Source organism: Pseudomonas sp. CNPSo 3701 (assembly GCF_028674975.1).
In the GTDB taxonomy this organism is placed as follows: Bacteria; Pseudomonadota; Gammaproteobacteria; order Pseudomonadales; family Pseudomonadaceae; genus Aquipseudomonas; species Aquipseudomonas straminea.
Map to the genome: position 1 here is coordinate 284,144 of NZ_JAQZSI010000001.1, position 16,052 is coordinate 300,195.

Annotated in this window: 12 protein-coding genes; 6 read left to right on the top strand and 6 right to left on the bottom strand. The window is 65.6% G+C overall.

Annotated elements, in window-relative coordinates:
* Nucleotides 1-137: 137 nt before the first annotated feature.
* The 6 genes from PVA39_RS01255 to PVA39_RS01280 all read right to left on the bottom strand — a co-directional run bounded on the left by PVA39_RS01255 (nucleotide 138) and on the right by PVA39_RS01280 (nucleotide 9,129).
* Nucleotides 138-3,224, bottom strand: a complete 3,087-nt coding sequence (locus tag PVA39_RS01255) for an efflux RND transporter permease subunit (protein ID WP_274122457.1) — start codon at nucleotides 3,222-3,224, stop codon at nucleotides 138-140.
* Nucleotides 3,221-4,285 (bottom strand): efflux RND transporter periplasmic adaptor subunit, encoded by a 1,065-nt coding sequence (locus tag PVA39_RS01260; RefSeq protein ID WP_274122458.1) that lies wholly within the window; start codon nucleotides 4,283-4,285, stop codon nucleotides 3,221-3,223. Before PVA39_RS01260 ends, PVA39_RS01255 begins: the two co-directional genes overlap by 4 nt.
* Nucleotides 4,282-5,397: an efflux RND transporter periplasmic adaptor subunit gene (locus PVA39_RS01265; protein WP_274122459.1), complete on the bottom strand. Its 1,116-nt coding sequence runs from the start codon at nucleotides 5,395-5,397 to the stop codon at nucleotides 4,282-4,284. Before PVA39_RS01265 ends, PVA39_RS01260 begins: the two co-directional genes overlap by 4 nt.
* A 158-nt stretch (nucleotides 5,398-5,555) precedes the next feature.
* The gene (locus PVA39_RS01270; RefSeq protein ID WP_274122460.1) at nucleotides 5,556-6,962 is read right to left on the bottom strand and encodes a c-type cytochrome; all 1,407 of its coding nucleotides are present in this window, start codon (nucleotides 6,960-6,962) and stop codon (nucleotides 5,556-5,558) included.
* Nucleotides 6,963-6,964: 2 nt separating this feature from the next.
* Nucleotides 6,965-8,599: a GMC family oxidoreductase gene (locus PVA39_RS01275; RefSeq protein ID WP_274122461.1), complete on the bottom strand. Its 1,635-nt coding sequence runs from the start codon at nucleotides 8,597-8,599 to the stop codon at nucleotides 6,965-6,967.
* 23 nt (nucleotides 8,600-8,622) lie between these two features.
* On the bottom strand, nucleotides 8,623-9,129 hold the full coding sequence (locus PVA39_RS01280) for a sorbitol dehydrogenase family protein (RefSeq protein ID WP_274122462.1): 507 nt from the start codon (nucleotides 9,127-9,129) through the stop codon (nucleotides 8,623-8,625).
* Between the two features lie 175 nt (nucleotides 9,130-9,304).
* On the opposite strand from PVA39_RS01280, the gene PVA39_RS01285 reads away from it, so the two are divergent.
* The 6 genes from PVA39_RS01285 to PVA39_RS01310 all read left to right on the top strand — a co-directional run bounded on the left by PVA39_RS01285 (nucleotide 9,305) and on the right by PVA39_RS01310 (nucleotide 16,049).
* On the top strand, nucleotides 9,305-10,360 hold the full coding sequence (locus PVA39_RS01285; RefSeq protein WP_274122463.1) for a PA0069 family radical SAM protein: 1,056 nt from the start codon (nucleotides 9,305-9,307) through the stop codon (nucleotides 10,358-10,360).
* Nucleotides 10,361-10,637: 277 nt separating this feature from the next.
* The gene (locus PVA39_RS01290; protein ID WP_093500781.1) at nucleotides 10,638-11,363 is read left to right on the top strand and encodes a carbonic anhydrase; all 726 of its coding nucleotides are present in this window, start codon (nucleotides 10,638-10,640) and stop codon (nucleotides 11,361-11,363) included.
* 298 nt (nucleotides 11,364-11,661) lie between these two features.
* Nucleotides 11,662-12,567, top strand: a complete 906-nt coding sequence (locus PVA39_RS01295) for a helix-turn-helix domain-containing protein (RefSeq protein ID WP_093500779.1) — start codon at nucleotides 11,662-11,664, stop codon at nucleotides 12,565-12,567.
* A 225-nt stretch (nucleotides 12,568-12,792) separates the two neighbouring features.
* On the top strand, nucleotides 12,793-14,103 hold the full coding sequence (locus tag PVA39_RS01300) for an ABC transporter substrate-binding protein (RefSeq protein WP_274122464.1): 1,311 nt from the start codon (nucleotides 12,793-12,795) through the stop codon (nucleotides 14,101-14,103).
* A gap of 170 nt (nucleotides 14,104-14,273) precedes the next feature.
* Entirely contained in the window at nucleotides 14,274-15,206 is a 933-nt protein-coding gene (locus PVA39_RS01305) for a carbohydrate ABC transporter permease (protein ID WP_274122465.1), read from the top strand.
* A gap of 9 nt (nucleotides 15,207-15,215) precedes the next feature.
* Entirely contained in the window at nucleotides 15,216-16,049 is an 834-nt protein-coding gene (locus PVA39_RS01310; protein WP_027904257.1) for a carbohydrate ABC transporter permease, read from the top strand.
* Nucleotides 16,050-16,052: the final 3 nt, after the last annotated feature.

Consider the following 16,052-nt stretch of genomic DNA (forward strand, 5'->3'; position numbering starts at 1 on the left):
CTGCCTGATTTTTCGCGGGCATGGCCCGCTCCCACGGAGTCTGAGCGCCCCGCCAAACCTGTGGGAGCGGGCCATGCCCGCGAAGGGCCTATCGAGCACCATCAATCTCACTGACAGCACGCGATAGGCCATTCACCTCAAGCCGGCGCCTTCTCCCGCTCCTTTTCCGACGGCTCCTCAATCCGATACCACGCTACATACAGCGCCGGCAGGAATAACAACGTCAGCAGGGTGGCGCTGAAGATGCCGCCGATCATGGCGTAAGCCATCGGGCCCCAGAACACTTCGCGGGCGATGGGGATCATGCCCAGGCTGGCGGCAGCGGCGGTCAGCAGGATCGGCCGGCGGCGGTGGTGGGTGGCGTCGATCACCGCCTGCCAGGGCGAGTCGCCGGCGCGTTCGAATTCGTCGATCTGGGTCACCAGAATCACCGAGTTGCGGATGATGATGCCGATCAGCGCCAGTACGCCGAGAATCGCCACGAAACCCAGCGGCGTGCCGGTCGGTACCAGGGCCAGCACCACGCCGATCAGGCCCAGCGGCGCCACGCTGAACACCAGGAAGGTCTTGGCCACGCTGTGCAACTGGATCATCAGGAAGGTGGCCATTAGAAACAACATCAGCGGCAGCACGCTGGCGATCGGACCCTGGGCCTTGCCGCTTTCTTCCACGGTGCCGCCGGTATCGACGCTGTAGCCGTTTGGCAATCCGCCTGCGAATTTCTGGATCTCCGGCGCCAGGTTGGCGACCAGGTCGGTGGGCTGGATATCGCTGACTACGGCGGCCTTGAGGGTAATGGTCGGCTTGCGGTCGCGACGCCACACCAGCGGTTGCTCCAGCTCGTAGCCGACGGTGGCGAAGGCGCGCAGCGGAACGGCCACGCCATTGGGGTTGACGATCTGCAGATTCTCCAGGGTTTGCGGCGAGCTGCGTTCGCTGTCTTCGGCGCGGCCTATGACGTCGATCAGGTAGATGTCGTCTTTCACTTGAGTGACCGTGTTGCCGCTGACCACGCTGTTGAGCAGGTTGGCGACGTCTTCGGAGGACAGCCCGAACTGCCGCGCCTTGTCCTGGGCGACGTCGATGCGCAGCACCTTACCGGGCTCGTTCCAGTCGTAAACCATCTCGCCGATGTCCGGGTTCTTGTCCAGCAGGGTGGCCAGCTCCAGGGCGTGCTTGCGCACCTGATCGACGTTCGGCCCGCTGATCCGGTACTGGATCGGCCGGCCCACTGGCGGGCCCATCTCCAGAGGCTGCACGAAGGTGCCGATGCCGACGAAGTCCTCGCGCAGGCGCTTGTTGAGCTTGGCCACCAGGCGGTCGCGTGCATCGATGTCCTTGGCGACGATCACCAGCTGGGCATAGAAGGGGTTCTGCAATTGCTGGTCGAGCGGCAGGTAGAAGCGCAGGGCGCCCTGGCCGATGTAGGTGCTCCAGCGGGCGATGTCTTCATCGCCCTCCAGGGTGGCTTCGAGGCGGTCGACCTGGGCGCGGGTCTCGTTGATCGAGGCGTTCTGCGGCAGGTTGAGGTCGACGAGCAGCTCCGGGCGATCCGAGGCCGGGAAGAACTGGCTCTGCACCATCGTCATGCCGGCCAGGGAGGCGGCGAACAGGGCGATGGTCAGGCCGATGGTCCACCAGCGGTGCCGCATGGCCAACAGCAGGCCGCTGTCGAAGGCACGGGCGATGCGGCCCGGGCCTTTCTCCTTGGCCTGCAGACGCTTGGGCAGGATGTGCACGGCGATCACCGGGGCGAACACCACGGCCACCAGCCAGGACAGCAGCAGTGCCACGGCGATCACGGCGAACAGGGTGAAGGTGTACTCGCCCGCCGAGCTGGAGTTGAGGCCGATGGGCACGAAGCCGGCCACCGTGACCAGGGTGCCGGTGAGCATCGGAAAGGCCGTGGAGGTGTAGGCGAAGGTGCCGGCATCGTGCAGCGAGTCGCCTTTCTCCAGGCGGGTGACCATCACTTCGACAGTGATCATCGCGTCGTCGACCATCAGCCCGAGGGCGATGATCAATGCACCCAGGGAAATACGCTGCATGGTGATGCCGCTGTACTCCATGAACATGAACACCATGGCCAACACCAGCGGAATCGAGCAGGCGACCACCAGGCCGGCACGGATGCCGAGGCTGACGAAACTCACCAGCATGACGATCACGACCGCTTCGAACAGCGCCCGGGTGAAGCCGCTGACCGCCTCTTCGACCACCTCGGCCTGGTCGGACACCACGTGCACGCCCACCCCTACTGGCAGTTCGGCGGTCATCTCGTCCATGCGTGCATGCAGAGCCTTGCCGAAGGTCTGGATATTGCCGCCGTCGCGCATGGCGATGGCCAGGCCGATGGCCGGTTTGCCGTTGTAGCGGAACAGCGCTTGCGGCGGGTCGACGTAGCCGCGGGTGATTTCCGCGATATCGGTCAGCCGGTAGAAGCGGTCGTCCAGGCGCAGGTTAACGTTGCGCAGGTCGGCTTCCGAGGCGAACTGGCCGCTGGTGCGCACGGAAATCCGCTCCGGGCCGGCTTCGATCACCCCGGACGGCGTGACCGCGTTCTGCGCCTGCAGGCTCTGGATCACCTGGCTCTGGTCGATGCCCAGGGAGGCCAGCTTGCGGGTCGAGAAGTTGAGGTAGAACACCTCGTTCTGCTGGCCGACCATCTGCACCTTGCCCAGGTCCGGCACGCTACGGATCTCGGCGCGCACCTTTTCCACGTAATCGCGAAGCTGGCGCATGCTCAAGCCGTCACCGGTGAAGGCGTAGATGGAGCCGAACACGTCGCCGAACTCGTCGTTGAACGACGGGCCCTGCAAGCCCTGGGGAAACTCGCCGCGAATGTCGTCGATCTTCTTGCGCACCTGGTACCAGATGTTGTCGATATCGCCGGCGCTGGTGGTGTCGCGCAGGAACACCATGACGGTCGACTCGCCGGGCCGTGTGTAGCTCTTCACGTAGTCGAGCGAGTCAAGCTCCTCAAGCTTCTTCTCGATGCGGTCGGTGACCTGGTTGAGGGTTTCGTCCACCGTGGCGCCCGGCCAGCGGGTCTGGATGACCATGGTCTTGATGGTGAACGCCGGGTCTTCCTCGCGGCCCAGGTTCATGTAGGAAATCACGCCCATCAGCAGCGACACGAACATCAGGTACCAGACGAACGACTGGTGGCGCAGTGCCCAGTCCGAGAGGTTGAAGCCGTCCTTGCGCGGCGCCTGCTGGGTCATGGTGCGACGCCCTCATCGATGCGGATCTGCTGGCCTTCCTTGAGTTCGCTCAGGCCGGCGCTGACTACCTTGTCGCCGGCCGCGAGGCCCTCGACGCTGATCTGTTCGCCTTCGCGGCCGACCACCCTCACGTTGCGCGGGTGCACCGTTTTGGCCTGGGTGTCGATCAGCCACACGCGGCTCTGGCCGTCGACTTCCTGCACGGCGGTAGCCGGTAGCAGGCTACGCGGCTGCTGGGCGCGGGTCAGGCTGATGGCCACGGCGGTGCCCAGGCGCAGGCCGGGCGGGGTTTCTTCCAGGGTCAGGCGGGCTCGGCGGGTGCGGGTGGCGGCGTCGGCGCGCGGCTCTAGCTCGCGCAGCCTGCCACGGGTGGCGATGTTCGGGTCGAGCTGGGAGGCGACGTTGAACTGCACCTGCTCGTCCAGGCCGTCGGCCAGCTCAACGGGCAGGTCGAACACCGCTTCGCGCACGTCCGGGCGGGCCAGGGTGACCACTTCCTGGCCGGCGCCGACTACCTGGCCGGCCTCCACGTGCCAGGCGGTGACCACCGCATCGAAGTCGCTTTCCAGGGTGCCGTAGTTCAGGCGGTCGCGGGCCTGGCGGGTGGCGGCCTCGGCCTGGTCGCGGTTGCTGCGGGCGTTGCTCAGTTCGGTCTGCGCCTGCTCCAGGTTGGCCTTGGCGCCGACGCCGCGGTCGAACAGTTCCTGCTGGCGGCGCGCATTGGCCTGGGCGTTGATCCATTGCGCCTCGGCGCGTGCCTGGTCGCCTTCGCTGGCGCGCAGGGCGTTCTGCTGATCGGTAGGGTCGAGGGTGGCCAGCGGCGTGCCGGCCGCCACTTCGGCACCGGCGTCCACCAGGCGGTGGGAAACCCGACCGCCGACGCGAAAGCCCAGGGTGCTCTGCACCCGCGCCTCGATGGTGCCGGCGAAGCGGCCGAGCACTTGCTGGTCCTGCTGCTGCACTTCGGTGTAGAGCACCGGGCGGATCGGCGCGGGTTTTTCTTCCTCGGCGCAGCCGGCGAGCAGGGCGGCGAGCAGCGCGAAAGGGATGGCGCGCTTCATGGCTGCTGCTCCTGCTGTTGCTGCTGATTCTGTTCACGGGCCTCGGCGATTTCCACTTTCTGGCCGGGATGCAGCAGTTGCCCACCGGCCACCACCACGCGGTCGCCGTCGTCCAGGCCGGCGCGGATGATCACCTTGTCGGTCAGGTAGCGGCCGACCTGCACCGGGTGCAGCTGCACGATGTCGTCGTCACCCAGGCGCCACACCGCCGGCTCGCTCTCCGCCTTGGTCAACGCTGACCAGGGCAATTCGACGCTGCGCACCACCGGGTTGCTGACATGGGCGCTGACCGCCGAGCCCAAGGTCATCGCCGCTGGCACTTCTTCGAGGCCGACCTTGACCTGCACCGTGCCGCTCTGCGCCGACACCTGCGGGTTGATCTCGCGCACCACGCCGCGGGCAGTCACCTCGGGGTTGTCGAGCAGGCTGACCTGCACCGCCTGGCCGGGCTCGACCAGCAGCGCTTCGAAAACGTTGAACACCGCATCGCGGGCGCCGTCTCGGGCCAGGCCGAAGATCGGCGTGGCCGCCTGTACCACCTGGCCGACTTCGGCCTGGCGGGCGGTGATCACTCCGTCGCTCTCGGCGCGCAGCTCGGTGTAGCCGGCCTGCTCGCGGGCGTCGGCCAGCTGCGCTTCGGCGGCGGCCAGGCTGTTGCGCGCGCTGCGGTCGCTGGCCACGGCGCTGTCGTATTCACTGCGGCTGGTGTAGCCCTTGGGCAGTAGTTGCTGCTGGCGCCACAGGTTGGCGGCACTGAGCTTGACCTGGGCGCGGGCGGCCTCGGCGGCCGCTTCAGCGGAGCGCACGGCGTTGCGTTGGTCCTGCGGGTCTAGCCGCGCCAGCACCTGGTCGGCCTTCACCGTGTCGCCGACATCCACCAGACGCTCGGTGATCTTGCCGCCGACGCGAAACGAAAGGTCGGTCTGCACCCGCGCCTGCACGTCGCCGGTGACGGTGGCATCCGCCGCGTAGTCCACCTGGCTGACGGTCGCCACCTTGACCCGCGGACTCTTCGGCGCGGGCGGCGGCTCGTCGCTACAGCCGGCCAGCAGCGCGAAAGCCAGCAGGGCCACGGCAAGGCGAGGCAACGCAGAGGTCGGTACGGGCGGCATGGAGGCTCCGGCACAGCAGGGACGCGAAGGTGTGTGCAGATGCGACCATGCCAGGCGACGAACGGTTCAGGCAACCGTTTCAGGGCAACGTGCGCCGGGTAGCGTTGCACTACCCGGGCTCAAGCAGCAGCGAGCCGAGGGCCGGCCCGCTGCTGCGGTCAGGCGGCGCGCTGCCGGGCTACGCGACGCCTGCGCGCCAGCAGCCAAATGATCAGCCCGAGGGCGACCAGCGCGCCGGCCAGCATGCCGAGGCGGGCCAGCAGCAGGAGGTTGGACGCCGGGCCGCCCTGGCGGATGGTCTGCACATCGTCGGCGCTGACCGTCTGCTTGCCGTCGCCGTACTGGCGCACCAAGTAGTTGGCCAGCGCGGCGATCTCGTCGTTGTTCAGGCGATTGAGTGCATTAGGCTGATCGCCGAATGGCGGCATGAACACGTGGCCCTGGGCGGTCTTGCGGTCGACTCCATAGAGGATGGTCGCCAGCAGGTTGCTGGTGTTCACGCCGGTCAGCGCCGAGTTGCTGAACAGGCTTGGGTAGTAGGCGTCCGTGGTGCCCTGGCCGTTGTAGCCGTGGCAGGAGGCGCAGCTGCCGGAGTAGATGCGCGTGCCCTTGGCGTCCTCGGCGCTTTCCACTCCGCGCAAATCACTCAAATGGTTGCCGGCCTGGCCCTGGTTGAAGCGCGACTGCTCGCCGCTGAAACCGTCGGCACTCGCTACGGCCGGCACGCTCATCACGTACTCGGCGATGGCTCGCAGGTCGTCGTCACGCAGGTGCTGGAAGCTGTGGCTGATCGCCTCGGCCATGCTGCCGGCGGCCTGCGCCTTGCCTTCCAGGTGGCCGGTCTTGAGGTACTGCACCAGCTCATCGGCCGTCCAGCTGCCGATACCGCTGTTGCGGTGCGGCGTGATGTTCGGTGCGTACCAGGGGCCGACCTGGGCGCCGGCGAGGAACCTGTCGTTCTGCTCCTGCATCAGCAGGCCGCGCGGCGTATGGCAGGTGCCGCAGTGCGCCGGGCCTTCGACCAGGTAGCGACCGCGGTTCCAGGCGGCCGAGTGCTCGGCGTCATCGTTGAGCGGCTGGTCGTCGTGAAACAGCAGGTTCCAGGCCTTCATGGACAGGCGGATATTCATCGGGAACGGCAGGCTGGTTTCGGCCAACGGCTCGTCCACTGGCGCCACGCCCTGCATGAAGTAGGCGTACAGGGCGTGCACGTCGTCATCGCTGAGCTTGGCGTAGGCGGTGTAGGGCATCGCCGGGTAGAGGTTGGCGCCGTCAGCGCGCACGCCCTTGCGCAGGGCGTCGGCGAACTGCTGTTCGGTGTAGTGGCCGATGCCGAACTGCTTGGACGGGGTGATGTTGGTGGCGACGATATCGCCAACCGGCGAGGCCATCACCAGCCCGCCGGCCATCGGCTTGCCGCCGTGGGCGGTGTGGCAGGCCACGCAGTCCGAGGCGGTGGCCATGTACTCGCCACGCTTGACCAGCTCCTCGGGGAAGCTCTGCGCGGCGGCCAGGCCCGGTAGTACGATGAAAGCGGCGGCGAGCAGGGTGTTGAGGCGGTTCATGCTCATGCCCCCTTCAGCTGGCTGACGATGGCGTCAGCGGCGCGCAGGCCCAGCGCTACCATGGTGATGGTGCTGTTGCCACAGGCGGTGCTCGGCATGGCGCCGCCGCCGGGCAGGAACAGGTTGTCGTGGTCGTGGGCGCGGCAGTGGGAGTCGACCACCGAGTCGCGCGGGTCCAGGCCCATGATGGTGCCGCCCATGATGTGCTTGCTCTGGGCGAACTTGGGCGCGACCTTCACGTCAGTGGCGCCCATGGCCTCGGCGATGCGCAGGGCGATGGGCCGCGAGTAGCGCTCGAAGGACTTGCGCACGTAATCGCCGACGTCGTAGTGAATGGCCGGCTTGGGCAGGCCCAGCCAGTCCTTCTTGTCCGACAGGGTCAGGCGATTGTTGGCGTCCGGCAGCATCTCGTGGGCGATCACCACGTTGGCGGTGCAGGCGGTCAGGCGGCGGATTTCTTCGTCGAGCGCCTTGCCGACCAGGCCCTTGCCAAGAGCTTCGAAGGTGACGAAGCGGTTGCGCGCAAAGTTGTTGAAGCGGAAGTAGGCACCGGCGTGCTCGCTGCGGAAATCGCCTTGGGAGGTTTCCATGATGCCGCTGTTGACCACCGGGCCGACGCCGGACCAGTACGGCTCGGCCAGGGTCAGGTTCAGGCTGATCTGCGGGTGGTCCATCATGTTGCGGCCCACCTGGTCGGAGCTGTTGGCCACGCCGTTGGGGTTGCGCTCATCGGCCGACATCAGCAGCAGCTTGGCGGTTTCCAGGCCGTTGCAGGCCAGCACGAACAGCTTGCCGCCAATGCGGTGGCGCTGCTTTTCCTTGTCCAGATAATGCACGGCCTGGATGCGGTTACCTTCGCCAGTCTCGACCTGGTAGACCACCGCATCGGTGGTGATCACCGCGCCCTTGGCTTCCAGGCGGCCGAGGGCCGTGGCGGCGTCGTACTTGGCGCCCACCGGGCACACCGGCACGCAGTTGTTGTTGGCGCAGCAGGCCGGGCGGTCGTCGTAGGGCATGCCGCTGTTGCGCGCCTGGGCCACCGGCACGTTGCGGTAGCCCAGAGTCTGCACCACTTCGGTGAAGCGCTGCTCGCCGGGGCTGAACGGCAGCGGCGGCATCGGGTATGGCTTGGCGCGCGGCAGCGGCGGCCACTGATCCTCGGGCTTGGACGGGCCGCAGATGCCCAGCTTGTATTCGGTGCGTGTGTAGTAGGGCTCCAGCTCCTGGTAGTCGAAGGCCCAGTCGCGGCCCACGCCGTACAGGGTGCGCAGGCGCATGTCCTCGGGCGTCAGGCGCCAGCTGGTGCCGGCCCAGTGCCAGGTCGAGCCGCCGGCGTAACGGATGAAGGTCTGCGCGTAGGCGTCGGGGCCGCTGAGCTGCAGGTAGGCGTCGTCCGGCTTCTCGAACGAGGGCATCGGGTGCGGCGCCCAGGGGCGCGGCGGGTAGCAGGCCGTGGAGTCGCCCTTGAGGCCCAGGGGCAGGTTGCGAAAGTTCTCGACGATTTCGGCGCGGGTGACTCGCGGGCCGGCTTCGAGCAGCAGCACGCTAAGGCCGGCGTCGAGCAGTTGTTCGGCGATGGTCACACCGACCACGCCGGTGCCGACGATCACGACGTCGGCGCTGTTCAGGCTTTTCATTTTTCTGGAATTCTTCGAGGGGATCAGAAACGGGGCAGCGGGCTCAGGGCGACGGTGACCTGGCTCCAGCCATTGGGCGCGCTCAGCCCGTAGGACGGGATGGCAACCAAATCGGCGGTGGTCTTGAAGGTCAGTGCTTCTTCATAAGTGAACAGCTGGGCGTCCGCCGCGGGCGAGGACACGCCGCTGTACCAGGCGAAGATCACCCAGTACGCCAGCTCGCGCAGTTCGCCTTCGGGAATGTCGGCGAAGAAATCTTCCACGGTGCGGGCCTGGCGCTGCTCGGCGATGGCGATGATGCGGTTCATCATGTCGGTCAGCTGCGGGTACTTTTGCAGCGCGGCGTCGGCGATGCGCATGCCGACCGCGGCGCTGAGCTGGTGGTTGATCAGCAGCGTGGAGAGGCGCATGAAGCGCGTGTAAGGCGCGGGGCTCTCGGCCGACAGGGCCCAGGCGGGCAAGCCGGCGAACGCCGCACAGCCGCCCGAGACCAGCAGCGTACCCAGCAATTGGCGACGGGAAAGGTTCATTGAAGAGTCTTCTGATAGTTAGCAAAACAACTATTTTAACGTCATGTAACCAGATGTGTGCGACTTTTCCTCGCACCGTTCAGGTCCGAGGTGCCGGCGGCCATTGATCGGGCGTGCTGGGAAAAATTTCCATGCTCAATTACTGTATGTAAATACAGTATTCGTGAGATCTCCCATGTCTGATTTCGTCCGCGGGCGCGGCACCGCCAGCAAGCCGCACAACCGCTTCGCGCCCACCACCAGCGAGGCCGAGGACGACGGCTGGTATCAAGAACAGACGCCGCTGACCTTCGTCACCGAAGTCCGTCATGAAAAGGCTAAGACGGTGATCAGCCGCAACAGCTCGCCGGACGTGGGCTTCGACCGCTCGGTGAACCCCTATCGCGGCTGCGAACATGGTTGCATCTACTGCTTCGCCCGGCCCAGCCACGCTTATTGGGACCTGTCGCCGGGCATCGACTTCGAGACCAAGCTGATCGCCAAGACCAACCTGGCCGAGCGCCTCGAAGAGCAGTTGAGCAAACCGGGTTACGTACCGGCGCCCATCGCCCTGGGCATCAACACCGACGGTTACCAGCCTATCGAGCGCGAGCACCAGCTGACCCGCCAGGCCCTGGAGATTCTGCTGCGCTTTCGCCACCCGGTGAGCATCATCACCAAGAGCGCGCTGATCCTGCGCGACCTGGATCTGCTCGAAGAGCTGGCCAGCCGTAATCTGGTCAGCGTGGCGTTCAGCGTCACCACTCTGGACGACGAGCTCAAGCGCATCATGGAGCCGCGCACCGCAGCGCCCAAGGCGCGTCTGCGGGCGATGAAGGCCCTGCACGAGCACGGCGTGCCGGTCGGCCTGATGGCTGCGCCGATGATCCCGATGATCAACGACATGGAGCTCGAGCGCCTGCTCGAAGCGGGCCGCGAGGCGGGCGCCAGTTCGGCCGGCTACGTGTTGCTGCGCTTGCCCCTGGAGATCGCCGATTTGTTCGAGCAATGGCTGCAGACCCATTTCCCCGACCGCGCCGAACACGTAATGAGCCTGATCCGCCAATCCCGCGGCGGGCAGAACTACGACAGCCGTTTCGGCGCGCGAATGAAGGGGGAGGGGCACTTCGCCGAGCTGCTGGCCCAGCGCTTTCGCCTGGCGCGCCGCCGTTATGGGTACGATGGCAGCAAGCGCGGCGTGCTGGATTGCTCGCAGTTCGCACCGCCGGGGCAGCAGATGGGCTTGTTCTGAGCGCGCCGGTTTCCGGGTGTCGCTGCGCTCGACCCGGGCTACGGGCTCTGTAGCCTGGCGTTGAGCGCAGCGATACCCAGGTCGCGGTTGTCGGCCTGGCGCACGACCTAGCGAAAACACGGTCGATATCTCCGGCCGCTCGACGATTTATCGCGCCGACGTGTCCTGAAGGGATTTGCCACAGTCAAATGCCCCAATCCCTTGCCGGTGATCCTGCCGGCTGGGAAGCTGTGCGCTGTCGCACGCGCCGTCCCCCATCCGTAAGCGAGGTAATGCTATGCCTGGTAATCGTCGTCCTGCTGATAGCAAATCCGAAAAGAACGCCGCATCGGCCGCCGAGGCGCTGGATCATCTGGTCGATGGTTTCCTGCGTTTTCGTCAGGATGTATTCCCGCAGCAGCAGGCGCTGTTCAAGAAGCTGGCCCACGCCCAGTCGCCCCGCGCCATGTTCATCACCTGCGCCGACTCGCGCATCGTCCCCGAGCTGATCACCCAGAGCGAGCCGGGCGATCTGTTCGTGACCCGCAACGTCGGCAACGTGGTGCCGCCCTATGGCCAGATGAACGGCGGCGTGTCCACCGCCATCGAATACGCGGTCGCCGCCTTGGGCGTGCAGCACATCATCGTCTGCGGCCACTCCGACTGCGGCGCGATGAAAGCGGTACTTGATCCGGCAACCCTGGAGCGCATGCCCACGGTAAAGGCTTGGCTGCGTCATGCTGAAGTCGCCAAGACCGTGGTGGCCGACAACTGCGGCTGCGCTGACCACACCACCCTGGGCGTACTGACCGAGGAAAACGTGGTGGCCCAGCTCGACCACCTGCGCACCCACCCATCGGTGGCCTCGCGCCTGGCGGCCGGCCAGCTGTTCATCCATGGCTGGGTGTACGACATCGAAAGCAGCGAGATCAAAGCCTACGATGCCGAAACCGGCGAGTTCCGCCAGATCGGCGATGGCCCACTGCCGATGGCCACGCCGCGCGCGCGTTATCCACAGGGCTGAGGGCTCGTAGGATAGTGCGAGCCGCGTAGGTGACGCGTCGTCCACCTTGCGCCTGTGGGAGCGGGCCATGCCCGCGATTCGCGCGCATGGCCCGCTCCCACAGAATGTAGATCCGTAGGATGGGTGAAACCCATCACCGCATTGATGGGTTTTACCTACGCGGCCCGACCCATCCTACAATCCGAGTCGTACAAGCGAACCCGACGGGTTGTGCTAGGGTCTTTAGTCGGTCGGTGGGTTGCGCGACGAGCGCGGCCACCGGCAATCACCGACAAGAACAAGACGATGCCGGCCCGCCATGTCCCGATCGCAAAGAACGCTCGACCCGTCCTATGAGCTGATGGATGACCACGAAGGTCATTCGCTGATCTATCGCCAGCACGGCTTTCCCAGCCCGCTGGTGCGCTGGCATTTCCACAAGGAATACGAGCTGCACCTGATCGTCGCCAGCGCCGGCAAGGTGTTTATCGGCGACTACATCGGCAATTTCTCTCCCGACACCCTGTTTCTCACCGGCCCCAACCTGCCGCACAACTGGATCAGCCAGATGGCGCCGGGCGAAGCGGTGGCCGAACGCGACATGCTGGTCAACTTCACCGACGAGGTGCTGGAAAGCGGCACCGCGGTGTTCGCCGAGCTCAAGGACCTGCAGCCGCTGTTGGCCCGCGCCCAGTACGGCATCGAGTTCCGTTGCCCGCACACCATCGGCGAGGCGCGCCAGTTGCTGCAGCGCATCGCCGATTCCCAGGGTATGACCCGGTTGGGTAACTTCTTCATTCTCATGGAGCTGCTCGCCGCCTGCGACGATTACCAGTTGCTGTCCGATCGCACCGCTGCGCAGCTGGCCGACGAACACCATGTCGACCGCATCAACCGCGCCGTCGACTACATCTTCCAGCGCTATGCCCAGGAATTGAGCCAGGAGGAAGTGGCCGAGTACCTCGGGATGACGCCCACCTACTTCTCGCGCTTCTTCAAGCAGGCCACCGGGCGCGGCTTCGTCGAGTTCGTCAATCGCCTGCGGGTGAGCAAGTCCTGCGAGCTGCTGACGCAGAGCGACAAGCCGGTGACCGAGGTGTGTTTCGAGTCCGGCTTCAACAATATTTCCAACTTCAACCGACGCTTCCAGCAGCTCAAGGGCATGACACCCAGCGGCTACCGACGGTTGGTCACCCAGCGCTTTACTGCGCAAAACCTGTACTGAATCCTTCACGCCTAACTACGGGGAAACAGCCAGAAGCAGCGTTTTTGAGGCTGCGCTTGGCTTTTTCTGCTGGCCAGCTTGCTCCCCTCTCAGTGCAAAAAAGTATCGGTCAAAGTGCAGTCGAGGCGTTGTTCGCGTTCGGCGCTAGGGGTGTAATCCGGGTCGGCCCACAAAAACAATAACGTCTCCCGAGGCTCACCGGGCCAGGGAGAGGAGTTCAAGACCATGAACCATACGCTCAAAGTATTCGTAGCCGCTTCATGCCTTTCCCTGACCGTCGGCGCCCAGGCTGCCGAAACCGTGACCATCGCCACGGTCAACAACAGCGACATGATTCGCATGCAGCGCCTGGCCAAGACCTTCGAAGAACAGCACCCGGACATCAAGCTCAAGTGGGTGGTGCTCGAAGAGAACGTGCTGCGCCAGCGCCTGACCACCGACATCGCCACCCAGGGCGGCCAGTTCGACGTGCTGACCATCGGCATGTACGAAGCGGCGCTGTGGGGCGAGAAGGGCTGGCTGGAGCCGATGAAGGATCTGCCTGCCGATTACGCCCTCGATGATGTGTTCCCCTCCGTGCGCGAAGGCCTGTCGGCCAACGGCCAGCTCTACGCACTGCCGTTCTACGCCGAAGCCTCGATCACCTATTACCGCACCGACCTGTTCGAAAAGGCCGGGCTGAAGATGCCCGAGCAGCCGACCTGGGAGCAGATGGCCGAGTTCGCCGGCAAGCTGCACCAGCCGGACAAGGGCCAGTACGGCATCTGCCTGCGTGGCAAGGCCGGCTGGGGCGAGAACATGGCGCTGATCACCACCGTGGCCAACGCCTACGGTGCGCGCTGGTTCGATGAACAGTGGAAGCCGGAATTCACCGGCAGCGAGTGGAAGAACGCGCTGAACTTCTACGTCGACACCATGAAGAAATACGGCCCGCCGGGCGCCTCGAGCAACGGCTTCAACGAGAACCTGGCGCTGTTCAACAGCGGCAAGTGCGCCATGTGGGTCGATGCCAGCGTGGCCGGCTCGTTCGTTACCGACAAGTCGCAGAGCAAGGTTGCCGACTCGGTGGGCTTCACCTTCGCGCCGACCCAGGTCACCGACAAGGGCGCCTCGTGGCTGTACTCCTGGGCGCTGGCGATCCCCACCAGTTCCAAGTCCAAGGATGCCGCCAAGACCTTCAGCGCCTGGGCTACCTCCAAGGCCTACGCCGAGCTGGTCGCCGAGAAGGATGGCGTCGCCAACGTGCCGCCAGGCACCCGCGCCTCGACCTACAGCGATGCCTACATGAAGGCCGCGCCGTTCGCCAAGGTGACCCTCGATTCGCTGAAGAAGGCCAACCCGGCCGACCCGAGCGCCAAGCCGGTGCCGTACGTGGGCATCCAGCTGGTGACCATTCCCGAGTTCCAGGCCATTGGAACCGCCGTCGGCAAGCTGTTCGCCGCGGCCCTGACCGGGCAGATGCAGCCCGAGCAGGCGCTGCAGGCCGCGCAGCAGAGCACCGAGCGGGAAATGAAACGCGCCGGGTATCCGAAGTAACGGCACCGTGATCGTTCCCACGTCGAGGCGTCGAGCCGTCGGCGTGGGAACGTATGTCGGGACGCTCCGCGTCCGCTGACCCGGTGTTACGCGGCGCGGAGCGCCACAGGCGGCGTTCCCACGCGGAGCGTGGGAGCGATCAATACCTAACCGCTCATTGCGGAGCCCCCATGGATAACACAACCCTCGACTCCCGCTCGCCAGCGGCGGGCGAAGCCGTCGCCACGCGGCGCAAGCGCCTGGCGCCCGGCTGGTTCCTGGTCAGCCCTTCGGTGGTTCTGCTGCTGATCTGGATGATCGTGCCCCTGGCCATGACCATCTACTTCTCGCTGATCCGCTACAACCTGCTGTACCCCGGCGAGAACGATTTCGTCGGCCTGGAAAACTTCGAATACTTCGTCACCGACGCCGCCTTCCTGTCCGGCGCCGGCAACACCCTGCTGCTGGTCGGCAGCGTGCTGTTGATCAGCGTGGTGTTCGGCGTGCTGATCTCCGCCCTGCTGGAGGCCAGCGAGTTCTTTGGCCGCGGCATCGTGCGAGTGCTGCTGATCTCGCCGTTCTTCATCATGCCGACGGTCAGCGCGCTGTTGTGGAAGAACCTGATCTTCCATCCGGTTTCGGGGATTCTCGCCGCCGTCTGGCAGTTCTTCGGCGCCCAGCCGGTGGACTGGCTGGCGCACCACCCGCTGTTCTCGATCATTCTCATCGTGTCGTGGCAGTGGCTGCCGTTCGCCATCCTCATCCTGATGACCGCCATGCAGTCGCTGGATCAGGAGCAGAAGGAGGCCGCGCGCCTCGACGGTGCCGGCCCGCTGGCGATCTTCTGGCACCTGACCCTGCCGCACCTGGCACGGCCGATCGCCGTGGTGGTGATGATCGAGACCATCTTCCTGCTCTCGGTATTCGCCGAGATCTACACCACCACCAGTGGCGGCCCGGGTTACGAATCGACCAACCTGGCCTACCTGATCTACACCCAGGCGCTGCTGCAGTTCGACGTGGGCATGGCCTCCGCCGGCGGGCTGATCGCCGTGGTCATCGCCAACATCGCCGCCATCGTGCTGATCCGCATGATCGGCAAGAACCTCACCGACCGGCAGTAGGAGCGAAGCATGCTGACTCTCAAGCAATCCCGTCGCCTGCAAAGCGTGCTGGTCGGCACGCTGGCCTGGGCCGTGGCCGCGCTGATCTTCTTCCCGATCTTCTGGATGGTGCTGACCAGCCTGAAGACCGAGCTGGACGCCTTCGCCACGCCGCCGCAGTTCATCTTCACCCCGACCCTGGAGAACTACCTGCACATCAACGAGCGCAGCGATTACTTCGCCTACGCCTGGAACTCGGTGCTGATCTCCTTCGCCGCGACCCTGCTGTGCATGCTCATCGCGGTGCCAGCGGCCTACTCGATGGCGTTCTTCGAGACCAAACGCACCAAGGGCACGCTGCTGTGGATGCTGTCCACCAAGATGCTGCCGCCGGTGGGCGTGCTGGTGCCGATTTATCTCTTGGCCAAGCAGTTCGGCCTGCTCGATTCACGCATCGCGCTGATCGTCATCTACACCCTGATCAACCTGCCGATCGTGGTGTGGATGGTGTACACCTACTTCAAGGACATTCCCGGCGAGATCCTCGAAGCGGCGCGGCTCGATGGTGCCACCACCTGGCAGGAGATCGCTCGCGTGCTGCTGCCCATCGCCCGCGGTGGCCTGGCCTCGACCATGCTGCTGTCGCTGATCCTGTGCTGGAACGAGGCGTTCTGGTCGCTCAACCTGACCAGCTCCGCCGCCGCGCCGCTGACCGCGCTGGTGGCCTCTTATTCCAGCCCCGAAGGCCTGTTCTGGGCCAAGCTTTCCGCCGTTTCGACCCTCGCCTGCGCGCCCATCCTGATCTTCGGCTGGATCAGCCAGAAGCAGCTGGTGCGTGGTCTGTCGTTCGGCGCCGTCAAATAAGAG